Consider the following 16,767-nt stretch of genomic DNA (forward strand, 5'->3'; position numbering starts at 1 on the left):
TAATGAGAGGCTAATCAGGTGTTTGTGAAATTTATCAATACTGAAGCTACTTCCCTCAGATAAAATCCTTTAGTCATTTATTTACCGAATGGCATACCTAAGAGCCAAAAAGCTCACCCTTTAAGGATTGATAATGAAAAAATTAAGCATTCTTGCCGCCTCAATAGGCATTATTTTGGCTGGTTGTGGTAGCGATGATGACAATTCAGTAAACACTTTTGAAGTTAGAGCGATCGATGGTTACCTAGTAAATGCTGATATTTATGCTGGCGAAAAGTGTGATGTAAAAGTAGGTGTTACCAATGAGCAAGGGCTTGCAAAAGTTGATGCAAAATACCAACAACAGACTCTATGTGTAAAGGCCGTTGCAGGTAAAACAGTAGATACTGATCGCGGCATGGTTGTCAAAAACTTTGAATTAGCAGCGCCAGCTAATTCGACTGTTATCAACCCAATGACCAACCTTGTTGTTGAAAAGATGCAAGCAGAGCCAAGCCTGACAGCTGAAGATGCAAAAGCTGACGTCGCGAAGCAATTTGAAGCGCTAAATGCGCAACCTGAACAATTATTTGGCGACTATATTGCTGATGCAAATTCAGGTAATAAAGTTGCTGAAGGCATCAAAGTTATTGGTGAGACTTTAGTAGACGCACAAGTAGAAAACACAGATGTTTCTAATGATATCTTAGATGACTTAGTAACCGACGTCGCCGACAAAGTTGAAAGCAATGAGGACTTGGACGGCTACGCTCCAGTCATTGACAACGATGGCTTTAGACCAAATCACAGACCACAAATAGCTTTATCTGAAGAGCAGCAAGATAAGCTTGAAGAAATAAAGGTTGAGCTTGGCCAATCAATCGAATCTATTGAACTCCTGACAGCATTTAGCGATAAAGATAGCGATGAACTAACCATTTCAGTTAAGAGTGAAGATGGTAAATCGCTATCTGATTTAGGCCTTTTCTTTAATGCTAAGTCAGGCACTCTTCACGGCCAACCATTAACAGCTGGTGAAATTGAGCTACACGCTTATGCAACAGATATCCATAGTGCTCGCTCATACCCGCTAGAAATTGAAATAGACGTTACTAGCCCTAACACCGCGCCAACTATTGATGACGAAGAAAAAGCTGAAATTGAAGCAGAACTAAAAAAACTGGGTTTAATTCAAGGTGAAGCTGTTGATACCAGTATCGAACTAGACGATTTGTTTAAAGATGCCGATGAAGATAACTTAAAACTTGTTGCAACAACCGACATGCAAGGTATTAACCTTAGCATCGAGCAAGAAAATAACCTTCGCATAACGGGTCAATCTGAATTTGCGGGTGATTTCACTATTACTATCACTGCTGAAGACGGCAAAAACACTGCGGTTAGAGCTGATTTAAAGGTCACTGTTGCCAATAACGACATTACTCCAGAACCCGATCTACACCCACTGGAAGGTCAGAACTGGTATGTATTGGAACACGGCAGTGATGATGGTGTTGATGACGGTCAAGATTTCCAACGTGTTTGGTGTGAAACCTACAAGTTCGTAGATGGCAAAGTATTGCTAAACAAACGCACTCCAGCAAACATAACTGAGTGTTCTACAGAAGCGACCGAAAACGTCGGTAGCTATACAGTCGATGGTGACAAGCTTGAAGCTAGCTTTGTAATGGAAGGCGGTGAAGCAGAAACCTCAACAATCACAGCTAAACCTGCGCTAGAAGGTATTGGCGCTGGTGCGCAAACGGTTGCAATTCATGGAGAACGTTATACTTTCTTTAAAAATGATGATGATGCTGAGCAGCGTTTAGATATCGAATCAGATGACAACGCAAACGAGCGCAGTTTCACCATTGAAATGCCAGCTCTTGAGCAAGAAGATGAAAACAACATTCGCTACAACCTAGTGCAGATCAGCTTACAAACCAATGATATGGGCAATGACGTTGATATGTATTTTGATCTTCCAGGCAAAGACCTAACATGTGAAGCTGTTAGCGAGTTCTATACTCCAAAACTAACAGCAATAGGTCTACCAAAATACGGTATTTCGGCACACCTAATAGACAACAGCGAAGACTTTAGCTTCTGTGTTGCTCAATTCACCATTGAAGAAACCGTTCCTACTGACACTATCTTCAGCATTATTGGCCAACTAAAGTTCGATGACGATGCAGAGATTATTGAACCTATCAAGGCTAACATCGAATGGACAGGTAAAGCTGATAACGATTAATTCCTTGCAACTGACTTAATGCATATAAAAAGGAGAGCTTATTGCTCTCCTTTTCAATTTAGCGGTTTAAAATTAATGCTGCCAGCCTCTCCGCAACTTTAGCTTGGCTTATGGTGCTTGGTAATATACCTGTCTAACTGATTGCCAAAGGCTTGCTTCTCACTTGCACCTATTGCAGCAGGACCGCCAGTTTGCACGCCGCTAGCGCGCATGGTATCCATAAAGTCGCGCATATTAAGAATCGATTTAATATTTTGCTCAGTATATAGCTCGCCACGTGGGTTTAATGCTACGCCACCTTTATCTATCACTTCTGAAGCCAGTGGAATGTCCGCTGTAATCACTAAGTCACCTGCGGTTAGTAGCTTGACGATTTCATCGTCAGCAACATCAAAACCTGAAGATACAGTTTTTAAGTTAATAAACGGTGATGGTGGAATACGCATCCAGTGGTTAGCCACTAGTGTCACTTCAACTTTGGCTCTATCGGCAACACGAAATAAGATCTCTTTAATCACACCTGGACAGGCATCTGCGTCAACCCAAACTTTCATTATTACTCCAACGATGGCAAGTGCGTACTTAAATACCAATTGGTATAGTTTTAGATGACGCAATCAAATCTTAAATATTGCCCTATTTTAACAGCTTTGCCGTCGCAATGAGTAGCAAGATAAGCGTTGATTAATACCAATCAGTATAAACATTTAGTCACTCAGCGAGAGTTTAGCGGTTTTGAGGCAAGGCAACGAATGAAGAGCATAGTTGTTCTACGTTCGAGTTCGTTAACACAGCATCAGAATCGCTAAAACTCGCCATTCTGGAACGTTTTTGGCTGCCTACTTCTGCGTTGATTAGCTTTATAAGGGAATAACCATTATTGCAGCTATTCGCCTTGAATTAGTTTGCCAAAAATCGTTCTGAGCTGATTAAATTCTTATACTGATTGGTATAAGATTTAGTGACATTGATTATTCCTCCTCAAATTTAGGTCGTTATGTCTATGAGCCCCTTTACTCGCCAAAGTTTTAATTTTTTAAATGAGCTGTCGGTCAATAACGAGCGAGAGTGGTTTAAAGCCAATCAAGCCCGCTATGAAGACAATGTGCGCACCCCTGCTCTGAAATTTATCGAGGCTATGCAACCACACATTACTGCGCTATCGCCTCGATTAACGGCCGTGCCTAAAAAAGTCGGTGGCAGTATGATGCGCCCGCAACGCGACAGTCGCTTTAGTAAAGATAAAACGCCGTATAAAACTAATGTAGGTATTCAGTTTCGGCACTTTCAAGGTAAGGATGTTCATGCACCAGGTTTATATTTGCATATCGCTAACGATGGTTGCTTTCTGGGTGCCGGAATTTGGCATCCTGAATCTAAAGCGTTAAATGCCATCCGTACTTGTATTGATGAAAACCCTAATAGCTATAAAAAAGCACTACGCGAATTAACCGCGCAAGGGTTTGAAATGCAAGGGAGTCAACTTATTCGTCCACCTAAGGGCTATGATAAAGCCCACCCAATGCTTGATGAGTTAAAACGAAAGGACTTTATTGCCATAAAACCACTGACGATTGAGCAAGTTTACAGCGCTGACTTTGTCGAGTTATGCGCACAGGAGTTTGCCGCTTGCCAGCAACTTATGCGCTATTTATGTTTCGCATTAGATCTCGATTATTAATCAACACTAAAATCATTCAATACGATAGACGTAATACAGCGGCAAAAAAAAAGCGATTTTGTGACACTGTATTACGTTAGCCTATTGCTCTTAAGTAAGCTAAAGCCCAAAACTTGTCTTTGGTTAAAGAATCATAAGCGCCTCTGCACCAAAGCATAAAAACTGCTACAATTGCGCCAGTTTTTATTTCCAGCCTTAAATCGGCTGCTTCAGGCACATTGTAATGGTAGAACCTTCAACATCTCCCCAAGACGCTTTTCAAGCTCAATCTCCAGCGCAAAAACGCGCATTAAGCTATAGCAATACCGTATACCAGCTTTTTTCGAGCGTGATGAGCGAAAAGCTACCAGCTGATCGCATTGTTGGAGAGTACTTTAGAACCAATAAAAAACATGGCTCTAAAGACAGACGCGTGATTAGAGAGAGCCTATTTGCCCTCTTTCGTTGGTGGGGCTGGCTTAAGCAAATCCACACAAGTGGTCAGCAAGATGAAACTTGGTTTGCCTGTTTGGCGATTGTGGCGGAATTAGAAAGCCATAAATGGACCCAATTTAGTGACGCATGGCGCGAATTTGCCAATCAATCCGAACAATTTAACTTAAGCGCAGCAGAGCCAGCACTTACATCGGTGACAGACAAATGCCACTACCTGCAGCAACAGCTTAAGCAAACTGATTTAACTGAAACTCAGCTATTACCAGACTGGTTTTGGCAAGTTACCCAAGTCGAGCAATCACAGCAACTCGCGATTGTTGAAGCCATGTGTTCACGTCCCCCTATTTGGGCGCGCGCGCAAACTCTGAGCCAACAACAGCTGATCAATTCACTATTAAAAGATGATGTGGAAGCCACTGCTAGCGAATTTTTTGATGATGCAGTGAGCCTTGGATTTAAGAGTATTAATTTAAATGCGATTAGTGCTTACCAGCGGGGCGAGTTAGAGATCCAAGATTTAGGCTCACAGGTGATTGGTCAAATATGTGCGCCAACTGCCGATGAAAAATGGTGGGATACCTGCAGTGGCGCGGGCGGTAAAACCTTACAATTACGCTCGCTTATGCTTAGACAAGAGGCTACAGCAAGTGGCAGCATTACTTCGTCAGATATTCGTCGTAAGCCCCTTGAAGAGCTTGTAAAACGTGCTAAACGCGCGGGTTTTAGCGGTATTAGCGTCGCACCTTGGAAATCAGATGCCTTACCTGTTGAAGCTGAAAGCTTTGATGGTGTGCTCGTTGATGCACCATGCAGCTGCACTGGCACTTGGCGCCGTAATCCTGATATGCGCTGGCTAGATGATAAAAATGTAGTGCTCGATAAACAAGAATTACAGCTCGATATCTTGTCTCGCAGTGCGAAAGCCGTCAAACCACAAGGTAAACTGGTATACGCAACGTGCTCTTTATCTCCTATTGAAAATGAGCAAGTAGTGAATGCCTTTTTAGCCACTAATCCTGAGTTTGAACTGCAAACGTTGCGTCACCCGTTCACCCAAGAGTCTGTCAGCATGCTTACGGTATGGCCGCAAGATGCAAATACTGACGGCATGTTTGTTGCTAAAATGATTAAACGCTAACAGCCTCCTGTATAGCGTTGAGCTCTAAAGCTCGGTCCTATCATCTGGACCAGCTTTAGAGCGTTATTAAGCTAATCATTGAGTGCCGGCTCCTTGGTTAAATTTACCCCTAAAACCCTGCGTTAAGCTTTGGGGCCAGAATTGAGCGTTAGAGTTAAGAGCTTCCTTGCCCCATAATTATCTCAACCAATAAACCGTGTTAGACCCTAAATCCTTTTTATCGTCAACAAGCTGTAATTCTTTTGTCATTTTCACTTCCTACACTGCATTCGACATCAAGTCACACCGTAGCTATTCGCTAGGATCGATATAACTCTTAAGTCAGACTGGAACGAAGATCATGAGAACAAATTACGATTTTGACCAAGAAAGCCAATGGGACAATGATTTTGGCAGCGATTTAGAACACAACGAAAAGCATGAACGTCAAAAGCGACGTCGTCGTGAACAGCGCCAACATCATAAACGTGCATCACCAGAAGTCGCATTCAGCAATTATCATAATGAATACGCAAACTAATTTGATCATGACCGAACAGGCCATAAGAATAGTTCGCTCTTTTAATGAGAACTGAACTTATGGCTGATAGGACTGAGTTACCATTTAATCTGCTGTGTATTCCCATGGGTTTACTAGTTTGTACAAACCGAAGTTTAGGCTTAGCAACTCGCTCAAAACACAGGCTGTTATTAGCGTAATTTCAACGTCAATCTGAATAATTTTTACAAGCTCTGACTATACATAGCTCTGCGCAGAGTACTTTTACGATTATATAGGTCTTGCTCTGCCATTCTCAGCCACTGCCTATGATCGTTAATGCCCGTATTTAAACTAAAACCAATATTGATCTTCATCTCACTATAACGGCTCAATAAATAATTAGATTGTATGTCGCTGATCTTATGCTGCACCAGCTCTATCCAAGTCGGAGCACAAATAATGACAAAGTTGCCCTCTGTAATACGATAAATATCAACAACACCTTTACTCTGGTTTTCTGCCTTAGAGAGCTGCTTAAGCTGCTTCGCCACAGCACAAATAATATTATCAACTTCACGATGACCAAGTCGTTTAGTCAATTGCACTGCGCCCTCAAGTGATATCAAAACTAAATATAACTCCCTTTGAATAGCCCCATCTTCAGGAGCAAGCTCATACATTGCTTCATCAAAAGCTAAACGATTGGCTAATCCTGTAAGCTTGTCAGTGCGCGCATTTTTACGTGCAACTTCTAAGGTCTCAATATGTTGCTCTCGCTCCTCAGATAACAATCGAATTTTATAGGCTAACGCAAAAGATAAAAGCAACGCATCAACAGTTCCACCAACAAGTGTTGCTAACTCTGCATTATCGAAAAAGTCAGGGGTTAAGCCCATATTCCCCGGTAAAATCATTACCGCAGGCAATAACAAACAACTAAAAGCTAACAAGAAATAACGCGCTGGATAGAAGCCATTCAACAAACAAACATTGCCACAGATCATCGCCAAGGTGATCCAAAAGAAAATCAAAACAGAGGCAATTATTGCTGTGTAAGAAAGCAGAAAAACACTGGTAGGCAAAGCAATAATACATAAACACAGTAACCAAAAACTTAAACGCCATAGTGTTGGCGATGTTTCCGGTAACTGCAGGAAATGCTTATAAAATAAGATATTAAATATTGGCAGACTGATAAAAAACAGATGATGTAGTTGCAAGCCATGCAACTCAAATAAATGAGCCGGTAAGTGAAAAGTGAATGACCAACCTACCAAATAACAAAGCACGTAGCCTGCGTAATAGAGAAATGCCTTATCGCGAATAGAAAGGTAGATAAGCCCGTTATAAAGCGCAATAAACAGCAAACCACCCAAACACAATATAATAAGCAAAGCATAGATGTCAGTCTGACGTTTGTGTTCTTTATACTCTTGTACTGCTAGCTTGGGCTGAGATGAGAAATAGCGGCTTTCTACCCGTGCAACCAGCCAATAGTTAACACCAATATCCATGTCAACACTGCGGCCATAGTCAAATAAAAACTCATAAGGGGCATAGTAACCGCTGTTAAAAGATTGGCTTGAGCCATCGTCACCGAGCAACCAGTAATCAACAGACTCAATTATTGAGTTATTCACATCGATAACCCAACGCTTATTATATTGATTGACCTTTACAGCCGATACCATCCAATAAGCGCCACCCGACAATGATACGGAGTTAAGATCATTCTTAGTTCTATTCCACAAAACAACATCAACAAAACGTTTAGGAACGTCATCGTTATATTGCGCTTTATAGATAAATGTATGTTCTGTTATGGCCTGCTGAATAGCGTAAGCAAAATTGATGCTGCCTAGCATTGAACTCAATAGCAGTATTAGCATTATTATTTTTGTTGGCATCTACTGCATGACCTATATCAATTGTGTGACGCTAAAATTAACACTCCAAACAAAAGTGTGACAATATTTTACCTAACTCACTAAGCTTCAGCAACGTCACTTGCACAAACAAAGCTAAAAAATAAATTATAAACAATTACTTAGAATTTAAATAAACCAGATATGAAAAGAGCTTAATTCCACGTTCGCGAAATTAAGCTCTTTTGAAAAAGACTAAGATAATGTTTATTTAAAAAGAAGCTTTCGCGCCTAAGTAGAAACCAGAATCTAAAGTTGAGTTTGGCGCATGATCATACTGTAGGCGAATATTGCGATAGCCAACAAATAACGCTAAAGCAGGATTAAGTGCATATTGCACTTTGCCATCAAACTGCCAAGAGCCATCGATATCACCAAACGACAATACTGAAGGTGAATAGTAGCCCGAACCATGCAGCGAGATATTTGAACCTAAGTGCATCGCATAACGACCACCTATACCAACAAAATTACCGTTAGCGCTGCGCTCAGACCAAACCTGTGAAAACTTAGCACCAAGTTCAAAATGGTGGATCCCGGCATCATGAGCAATATGCATAGCTCCAGATAACATTTGCCCGCCCTTATCCGCATATAAGTACTCTAGCGATGCATTGACGTCTTTATTTACATCAAACTGCAATTCAGTTGAAATCACATCATCATTCAAGCCGAAGGTGAAGTCAGTGGCGTTAGCATTGATAGACAAAGCACTTAAAACAAGTGTTGCCATTAAGGTTTTAGCAGTCATTGGTGATCCTGAAACGTTGAGCTTAGTTAACTTTTGGCAAGCATACACAAAGTAACAATGCATTTTGAGATAAACCTAAGTTGTAACGGTGCATTTAAACAAACACTGACATAACCAAACCACAGAGCACACAGAAAAAACCAATTAACAACAGACGCAATCAAATGTATCCAACTAAAGATATATTAATTTTACCTGTTAATTCTTTAGCTTAGCTTCGAATTTATAAATGTATCCAATGACTCGCTTAAAAAGCTCTATTATCATTTTTTTTCTGTGTTAATTTACCCTCAAATAATTCCGCTAACTACCCCATAAAACCTTACCTAGCTTAGGATTCACTTGAGCAATTAAGTTACTAATGGCTAGCAGCGACTATACTAAATTGATAGAAAAATTTGTTTGGGATCACTGATGAAACAATTAAAATTAACCCCGCTCTCGCTTGCGATTGCAACCAGTTTAATCTTGTCTGCATGTGGATCTGATAACAACACTACTCCACCTGAACTAGAGCAAGGTTTTTTTAGCCTAGGCGTATCAGATAACCCTGCTGACGCTAACATTGTTAATGTGGCTTTTAAGCAAGTCGTCCTAAAAAACAGTAATGGTGCTTACTCATTTGATGTAACAACTGGGGATGATGGACTACAGCATGTAGACCTTCTAAGTTTTCAAGGACAAGCCGTAGAGACCTTAGTAAGCGGTCAATCGGTTCCCGTTGGTGAGTATCAGATGTGTATTTATATGGAGAACAACACAATCTCTACCGATGATAGTTCTTACGTTTTATCCGGTGCTGCCGAAGATGATAATGGTGATTTTGTTGGTGGTGACATCGAAGGCTTAGTCACCAACAGTAACGGTTCTTGTGGTGGCGTTGGCGCTGATGAAGATAATACTGGTCGACTATTTTTCAATAAATCTTTTACTATCGCGGCAGGTAATAACAATTTTGTGGCCGAGTTTAACCTTGCTAAAGGCTTACAAGCTCCGCACGGTAACAAAAATTACTGGACGTTGAAACCGACTTCCGTGCAACTTGTCAACGCATCAGAGGTTGGTGCTATCCAAGGACAAATCAGTCAAGACACCATGACCAGCTGTGAAGTTGCTGCTGGAGGCTCTGAATATAGCCCTGCGGTTTACCTTTACCCTAGTGGAACTCAGCTAGATCAAATGGCTGATTTTAGAACAGGCCCGAATGTCCTAACCCAAGTTGCTCCTATTACATCAGCGAGAGTAAACCCAGTCTTAGATAACGCTGATAATATTACAGGATATGAATATGAGTTTGGCTTTGTGGTCGCTGATACCTATAGTCTGGGCTATACCTGTTTGGCGCAAAACGATGATCCAGAAGTATCTAACATTCGTGAGCCTATAGATGGCAGTGAGCCCTTCTTTATCGATAGCGACGAGCAAGGCATTATAGTGACTTCTGGCGAGACAACGACACGTCACTTCCCCGAATCTTTCGTGCCAATTGCAGTTAACGCTGAAATGTAATCGTTATAACCTAAAATCTAAGGGCGTACACACGCCCTTTTCATAAACGTTTACCAGAGCAGAATTCCTTACCTCTGCAATAATCCCCTTTTATACTTAAATAAATTATACCGCCGAACAAAATACCGCTAGAGTATTAGTTATCATAATAAGGGGATAAAAATGACAACATCAATTTATGACTTTTCAGCCAATAACATTCAAGGAAAGCAAGTGTCACTTGCCGACTATAAAGATAAAGTAGTCCTGATTGTTAATACTGCGAGCGAATGCGGTTTTACACCGCAATATAAAGACTTAGAGGCACTAAACCAAAAATATCAAGCGCAGGGATTAGTGATTTTAGGCTTTCCATGTAATCAATTTGGCGCTCAAGAAAAAGGCGATAGCCAAGCAATTAGCCAATTTTGTGAACTGAATTTTGGCGTGACTTTTCCGCTATTTGAAAAAATAGACGTCAACGGCAGCAACACCCTCCCCTTATATGCTTACTTGAAACATTCAGCTAAAGGCTTATTGGGCTCAGAAAAGATTAAGTGGAACTTTACCAAGTTTTTAGTCGATCGTCAGGGCAACCCCGTTAAACGTTACGCCCCGACGACTAAGCCTATGGCGCTAGAGCAAGATATATTGAAATTACTTTAACCAAGTAATTCAGAGCCTTAAAACTAGTACAAATAAAAAGCAAAATATCTCAAACTTTTTTTGAACTTTATCTAATTAGCGCTCTCTAAATTTGTGAGCATTGGATATTTTTCATGTTCATCATTCTCCCTGGGACTTCTAGCGCAGTCCCTCTTGATCTCCGAGTAGATCAATCAGGCAATCCTTTGGATTGCCCTTTTTTTGTCTAAAATTTGCTTTGTAAAACAGTAGCACTCATCTTCTGTAAAGCGCGTAAAAACGCCCTTGTAGCATTAACCATGTGACTAAATAATTCGCGTTATTAAAAAATAAATTGAATATCCGGGAACTTCTTATACTTTCGCCACTCTGACTATATGAACCGATTATTTTCGTTAAGTGGATTTAAGCCTCGCGGCTAACTGATTGGCTTAATGTTAGTTTCATTGTTCATCATCATTCTCCTTGGCTACTCCCACTTTGGGTGAGCCATGCTTAATAAAGCTTTAGCTAGCGCATAAAGCCTTATTAACACCAAATTGTTATAGCAACCTATTTAGGTTGCTTTTTTTTGCCTGCAATTTGGCTAATTTAAGGGAATTTGGAATTTTTTAAAGCCCCATAAACGACTAAGAAACACAGCTTGAAAAACAAAACTTTCAAATAAAATCAAAAACTTAAAATCAAACACCTCCCTAGCGCTCATTAAATTTGCAAATTAATTGCAGCTTCAGGGAACTAACTAGGATTTATCGACTCTGAATATATGAACCGATTCTTGTTGAGTGAATATTGATGTCGTAAGACAAAGATTTTGGCTTAACGTTAGCTTTAAAGACTAACTTTAGCTTAACCGCTAAATGCTGACTCCCTAGCTTAGTTTCATTGTTCATCATCATTCCCTTGGTATTCCTTATAGGTTTACCCTTAGAGATAAATCGTCAGCTAGCGCAACCATTTACCTCTACTTAGATCTTCTTTATGGCAACCTATTTAGGTTGCCATTTTTTTATCTTATTCAGTCATGACTTTTGTCCAGCAATCCCTTCCATCACGGCATTTTCAAATCCCTATGTCGATAGAGTCACACTTAACAACCGAGCTAACACAAGTAAGTGGTCATAATGAATAGCACAGATAGAGATCAACTATTAAAACCAATAAAAATAGCTCGTTAGCTTACTGATAAATTTTAATCGTGATTTTTTTGCTATTACTGGGAACTAACTAAGATTTATCGACTCTGAATATATGAACCGATTCTTGTTGAGTGAATATTGATGTCGTAAGACAAAGATTTTGGCTTAACGTTAGCTTTACAGACTGACTTTAGCTTAACCGCTAAATGCTGACTCCCTAGCTTAGTTTCATTGTTCATCATCATTCCCTTGGTATTCCTTATAGGTTTACCCTTAGAGATAAATTGTCAGCTAGCGCAACAGTTTATCTCAGCTTAGATACTCTTATGGCAACCTATTTAGGTTGCCATTTTTTTATCTTATTCAGTCATGACTTTTGTCCAGCAATCTTTTTCATCACGGTATTTTCAAATCCCTATGTCGATAGAGTCACAGTCAATAACCAAGCTGGACAACAAATTTTAGGTGGTAGTGACGAGAAGCGAGTAACATAAAAATCTACTATTAAAACCAATAGAAATAGCTTGTTAGCTTACAGATAAATTTTAATCGTGATTTTTTTGCTACTACTGGGAACTAACTGAGATTTATCGACTCTGAATATATGAACCGATTCTTGTTGAGTGAATATTGATGTCGTAAGACAGAAGTTTTGGCTTAACGTTAGCTTTACAGACTGACTTTAGCTTAACCGCTAAATGCTGACTCCCTAGCTTAGTTTCATTGTTCATCATCATTCCCTTGGTATTCCTTATAGGTTTACCCTTAGAGATAAATCGTCAGCTAGCGCAACCATTTACCTCTACTTAGATCTTATTTATGGCAACCTAGTTAGGTTGCCATTTTTTTTACCATGCCCGACTAGAGTAATTGCTGATCTAGCATGACCACGATAGAGGGATGATAGCCATCGCGAGCTTTAGCGTATATTTGCTGTGCTTGTGTTTTAAAGCCAGCTTTAATTAACTCTGCATATAGCGGCTTAACAAACTTTCCACGACCAATTTTAACCAAGTATGCCGTTACAGCTTCAAGTACTGCTTGATAGTCATTGCGGATAGCAACCCTAAACCAATCACAGGCAATTTCAGCATTTGTCGATTGGGTGAAGTTAAACGCTTTATCTAGCTCAGTAAGTGCGTCTTGCGAAAGCTCAGTAGGCAGATGAGTCAAGAAGTATTGCCAATGATGCACTCGCCAACCTTGAGTCATTAAACTTGTAGCTGAAGCGCCATCATCAAACGCTCTTAATGCCATTACCACCTTATCTAGGCTCGATGACTTGGGCTCCATATACCAGCTAGGCATCCCTTCACCATATATCCACTCAAGTAACTCAGCTTCAGTGATTTTATCTGCGTGCTCACGCAGTAAAGTTTGCTTAGCGTAGCTCACGAAGGTTTCAGTAGTAATTGCTTCAAATGCAAATGCCTGAACATATTGATATAGAAATTTATCAAAAGCTTCTCGGCCTAAGCGCTTTTCTAAGTCATGCACAAACATGGACGCTTTATCGTACGTAAAGCGGTTGAATGCCTCATTCGGATCTTGAGTTTGCATATTAGCTGGAAGAGTTTGTGCATTCATAGCTGTCGACGCAATAGCTTCTTGTAATCGACCATTTTCAAGTACCAATTCCAGCTCAGCTAGCTCTTTGCCATAAACTGCTTCGACAATACGATTAGTAAAATAAGTAGTAAATCCTTCGTTTAACCAAAGATCTCGCCAAGTCGCGTTACTGACTAAGTTTCCGGTCCACGAATGTGCCAACTCATGAGCAACAGTAGACACTAAGCTTTTATCCCCAGCGATTAAGGTTGGAGTCATAAAAGCAAGACGAGGGTTTTCCATGCCACCAAATGGAAAGCTTGGCGGCAACACTATCATGTCATAGCGCCCCCAAGGATAGGGACCGAGTAAAGACTCAGCGACCTCAACCATGCTTTCAGTATCTTCGAATTCACTAGCAGCAGTAGCTACCACCTCAGGCTCTGCGTAAACCCCAGTTCTTGGGCCTAGTTTCGCAAATGCTAGCTCACCAACTGCAATCGCTAATAAGTGCGTCGGCATTGGCTTTTCCATATCAAAGGTGAACTTACCGGTTAATTCTGCCTCGGCATCATTTAGCGCGCTCATTACAACCCGCATTCCTTTAGGAGCCGTGATTATTGCATCAAATGTAATTCGCGCTTTAGGGGTGTCTTGCAGCGGGATCCAGCTACGGGCATTAATAGGTTGCGATTGGCTAAACAAAAATGGCAGTGTTTTACCACTCGTTTGCTGCGGCGTTAACCATTGCAATCCTTGTGCATTTACTGAAGTTCGGTAACCAATTGTCACAGACCGGATCCCCGCTGACAATTGAATATTAAGGCGCTGACCTAAAGTCGTATCATGCTTATCAATACTGAATTCAAGTTGCTGTTCGCCATTGCCATATACAGCTTCAATAATGAGATCTCGCGTATCTAACCAAAGCTCAGTGGTTTTTTCATCTATAAAATCTAACTGTAACTCAACCTGCCCAGCTAACTGTTTCGCTTCAAAATCAACATCGAGCGCTAATGATAAATGAGTCACTCTCACCTGTTCGCTATTCGCAAACGAATGATAATCATGATTATTATCCCACTGCTTCAACATGGCATATCCTTGTAATTGACGAGTTAATGCGTTGCATTTTAACGCGATTTTACGCTAAAAAAACCTAGGTTTGACTTCAATAGAGCGAAATGAAACACTGTGAATATTGTATGCAAAATAACAAATCAGAGAAACCCTCATGAAAAATAAACATACCCTATTGCCTTTAGCGCTTATTACAGCATTGCCCTTTACTGCACAAGCAGAGCCTAAAGCCAATATTGACGCAGTGCTTAGCCAAAGCCATGCCTGCAGTGACACCATCATTATTCGCTCACAAGCACTGACCAAAAAACAGATAAGCGACGCCTGTCAGCTACTGCAAAAGCAAGAGGCTAATTTCCATCAGCTGTTTGGTACGCTCAATAAGCCCGTTGCTCACGACAATAATCACAGCATGCGCGCGAATGTCTATCACTCCCGTGAGGACTATGTTGAACATGTCACTAACCACTTTGATGTACCTAGTGATAACGGCGGTATGTATTTAGAGGGGCTGCCTTGGAAAGAAAACAACCAAGCAGAATTTGTGGCCTATGAGAAAAAGGGCCAAGTTTGGAATTTAGCCCATGAATATGTGCATTATCTAGATGGGCGCTTTAATCTTTACGGTGACTTTTGTTTGTCTCTACACGACTCGCATTCCGGCCCTGAATACTGCCCAAAACCAGCGCCGCTGTATCCGCATACCGTTTGGTGGAGTGAAGGCGTAGCTGAATATATTTCAGCCGGTGACAATAACCCTAAAGCCATCGCATTAATTGGCAAAGAGCCAAGCTATCCATTAAGCGAAATACTTAATACCAGTTATGAACACAACGGCGGTACAGACAGAGTTTATCGCTGGGGATACTTAGCGGTACGTTTTTTAATTGAAAACCATAAAGACAAAGTTGACACCATGCTTGGCTTTACTCGCCAAGGCGATTACCCACGCTACCAAGCGCTATTAACCAGCTGGGGCACTGATATGGATGCCGAGTTTGATACTTGGTTAAAGGCACTTAAAGCAGCCAATAAATAGCTGCTTTAAGCGAATTTCAGGTATTAAAAAGGCCTCTATTGAGGCCTTTAATTTGCGAGCTATTTAGCCTTAAAGGCGAATACCTGCTTTTTCTAGGTCTTTTGCAATAACGCTACGTGGTAGTGCAACGTAACCGTCTTTTTCTACAATTTGCTGACCCTGCTGAGAAAGTACATAGCGGATGAATTCACGATCCATTGGCGCTAAATCTTTGTTCGGGTGCTTGTTCACGTATACGTATAGGTAACGAGAAAGTGGGTATTTACCCGTTGCAGCATTTTCAGCTGTAGCTGCAATGTAGTTAGTACCTTTCTTAGAAACTGCAACCGCTTTAACACCAGCTGTTTTGTAGCCAATTCCTGAGTAACCAATCGCATTAAGTGACTGAGATACTGACTGAACAACTGACGCAGAACCTGGCTGCTCGTTCACGTTTGCTTTAAAGTCACCTTTACAAAGTGCTTTTTTCTTAAAGTAACCGTAAGTACCAGATACAGAATTACGACCATAAAGCTGAATATCTTTCGCAGCCCAATTACCATCTAACCCGGCTTCACCCCAACGAGTAATATCGCCGCCGCCACACTTGTCAGTTGAAGAGAAAATACCATCGATTTGCTCGATGCTCATACCTTCAATCGGGTTATCTTTATGAACAAATACTGCTAGTGCATCAATTGCTACACGAATAGCTGTTGGCTGGTAGCCATAGTGCTTTTCAAATGCTTCAACTTCGTTTGGCTTCATCTTACGGCTCATTGGGCCAAATTGTGATGTACCTTCAGTTAAAGCTGGTGGCGCAGTAGAAGAACCTGCCGCTTGGATCTGGATATTTACGTTTGGATAAAGCTGCTTAAAATCTTCCGCCCATAACGTCATCATGTTCGCTAGCGTATCAGAGCCAACAGAAGATAAGTTACCAGACACGCCGCTTGTCTTTTCGTAAGTTGGTAAAGACTGATCGATAGCAGCCATTGATGCTGCAGAAAATACAGTCGCTGCAGTAAAGCTTACCGCGCCAACAAGTTGTTTCAGTTTCATTCTTTGCTCCAGTGTTTATCTATCTTGGTTTCTTAAAACGCTGTCAGTATTGACTCGATTGATGACAAGTCTATTACTAGTTAATGACACTTCGATGACAAACCAATCCAATTTAAGCTTAAATATAAAAAAAACAGGCAAAA

General features: G+C 40.9%; 16 protein-coding genes. 8 read left to right on the forward strand and 8 right to left on the reverse strand.

Going from position 1 to position 16,767, the window contains the following annotated elements:
- Positions 1-133 precede the first annotated feature (133 nt).
- A complete protein-coding gene (locus MSG37_RS11940) occupies positions 134-2,233 on the forward strand; it encodes an Ig-like domain-containing protein (RefSeq protein ID WP_248470888.1) in 2,100 nt (699 codons plus the stop codon).
- Positions 2,234-2,331: 98 nt separating this feature from the next.
- Here MSG37_RS11940 and MSG37_RS11945 read toward each other — a convergent pair whose 3' ends face one another.
- A complete protein-coding gene (locus MSG37_RS11945) occupies positions 2,332-2,787 on the reverse strand; it encodes a YaiI/YqxD family protein (RefSeq protein WP_248470889.1) in 456 nt (151 codons plus the stop codon).
- A 449-nt stretch (positions 2,788-3,236) separates the two neighbouring features.
- Between MSG37_RS11945 and MSG37_RS11950 the strand changes: the two genes are divergently transcribed.
- The 3 genes from MSG37_RS11950 (at position 3,237) to MSG37_RS11960 (ending at position 6,007) form a co-directional block, all read left to right on the forward strand.
- Positions 3,237-3,914 carry a DUF2461 domain-containing protein gene (locus tag MSG37_RS11950; protein ID WP_248470890.1) on the forward strand — a complete coding sequence of 226 codons (678 nt, stop codon included), beginning with the start codon at positions 3,237-3,239 and terminating at the stop codon, positions 3,912-3,914.
- A 223-nt stretch (positions 3,915-4,137) separates the two neighbouring features.
- On the forward strand, positions 4,138-5,487 hold the full coding sequence (locus tag MSG37_RS11955) for an RsmB/NOP family class I SAM-dependent RNA methyltransferase (RefSeq protein ID WP_248470891.1): 1,350 nt from the start codon (positions 4,138-4,140) through the stop codon (positions 5,485-5,487).
- 340 nt (positions 5,488-5,827) lie between these two features.
- Entirely contained in the window at positions 5,828-6,007 is a 180-nt protein-coding gene (locus MSG37_RS11960; RefSeq protein WP_248470892.1) for a hypothetical protein, read from the forward strand.
- A 203-nt stretch (positions 6,008-6,210) separates the two neighbouring features.
- Here MSG37_RS11960 and MSG37_RS11965 read toward each other — a convergent pair whose 3' ends face one another.
- Both MSG37_RS11965 and MSG37_RS11970 read right to left on the reverse strand, forming a co-directional pair.
- Positions 6,211-7,875 (reverse strand): 7TM diverse intracellular signaling domain-containing protein, encoded by a 1,665-nt coding sequence (locus MSG37_RS11965; RefSeq protein ID WP_248470893.1) that lies wholly within the window; start codon positions 7,873-7,875, stop codon positions 6,211-6,213.
- A gap of 229 nt (positions 7,876-8,104) precedes the next feature.
- Positions 8,105-8,644 (reverse strand): YfaZ family outer membrane protein, encoded by a 540-nt coding sequence (locus MSG37_RS11970; protein WP_248470894.1) that lies wholly within the window; start codon positions 8,642-8,644, stop codon positions 8,105-8,107.
- Positions 8,645-9,058: 414 nt separating this feature from the next.
- Here MSG37_RS11970 and MSG37_RS11975 point away from each other — a divergent pair, with 414 nt between their 5' ends.
- Positions 9,059-10,153: a DUF4382 domain-containing protein gene (locus tag MSG37_RS11975; protein WP_248470895.1), complete on the forward strand. Its 1,095-nt coding sequence runs from the start codon at positions 9,059-9,061 to the stop codon at positions 10,151-10,153.
- 162 nt (positions 10,154-10,315) lie between these two features.
- Positions 10,316-10,798, forward strand: coding sequence for a glutathione peroxidase (locus tag MSG37_RS11980; protein ID WP_248470896.1), 483 nt, complete (start codon positions 10,316-10,318; stop codon positions 10,796-10,798).
- A 728-nt stretch (positions 10,799-11,526) separates the two neighbouring features.
- On the opposite strand, the gene MSG37_RS11985 is transcribed toward MSG37_RS11980, so the two are convergent.
- Together MSG37_RS11985 and MSG37_RS11990 are read right to left on the reverse strand one after the other, a co-directional pair.
- On the reverse strand, positions 11,527-11,676 hold the full coding sequence (locus MSG37_RS11985; protein WP_248470897.1) for a hypothetical protein: 150 nt from the start codon (positions 11,674-11,676) through the stop codon (positions 11,527-11,529).
- A 335-nt stretch (positions 11,677-12,011) separates the two neighbouring features.
- Entirely contained in the window at positions 12,012-12,161 is a 150-nt protein-coding gene (locus tag MSG37_RS11990; protein WP_248470898.1) for a hypothetical protein, read from the reverse strand.
- Between the two features lie 81 nt (positions 12,162-12,242).
- Between MSG37_RS11990 and MSG37_RS11995 the strand changes: the two genes are divergently transcribed.
- A complete protein-coding gene (locus MSG37_RS11995) occupies positions 12,243-12,410 on the forward strand; it encodes a hypothetical protein (protein WP_248470899.1) in 168 nt (55 codons plus the stop codon).
- Between the two features lie 93 nt (positions 12,411-12,503).
- Here MSG37_RS11995 and MSG37_RS12000 read toward each other — a convergent pair whose 3' ends face one another.
- On the reverse strand, positions 12,504-12,653 hold the full coding sequence (locus MSG37_RS12000) for a hypothetical protein (RefSeq protein ID WP_248470900.1): 150 nt from the start codon (positions 12,651-12,653) through the stop codon (positions 12,504-12,506).
- Between the two features lie 124 nt (positions 12,654-12,777).
- Positions 12,778-14,559 carry a M1 family metallopeptidase gene (locus MSG37_RS12005; protein WP_248470901.1) on the reverse strand — a complete coding sequence of 594 codons (1,782 nt, stop codon included), beginning with the start codon at positions 14,557-14,559 and terminating at the stop codon, positions 12,778-12,780.
- A gap of 139 nt (positions 14,560-14,698) precedes the next feature.
- On the opposite strand from MSG37_RS12005, the gene MSG37_RS12010 reads away from it, so the two are divergent.
- Positions 14,699-15,583: a collagenase gene (locus tag MSG37_RS12010; protein ID WP_248470902.1), complete on the forward strand. Its 885-nt coding sequence runs from the start codon at positions 14,699-14,701 to the stop codon at positions 15,581-15,583.
- A gap of 69 nt (positions 15,584-15,652) precedes the next feature.
- Here MSG37_RS12010 and MSG37_RS12015 read toward each other — a convergent pair whose 3' ends face one another.
- Positions 15,653-16,624 (reverse strand): phosphate ABC transporter substrate-binding protein PstS family protein, encoded by a 972-nt coding sequence (locus MSG37_RS12015; RefSeq protein WP_248470903.1) that lies wholly within the window; start codon positions 16,622-16,624, stop codon positions 15,653-15,655.
- Positions 16,625-16,767 lie beyond the last annotated feature (143 nt).

The organism is Shewanella sp. 1CM18E, from assembly GCF_023161665.1.
GTDB lineage: Bacteria > Pseudomonadota > Gammaproteobacteria > Enterobacterales > Shewanellaceae > Shewanella.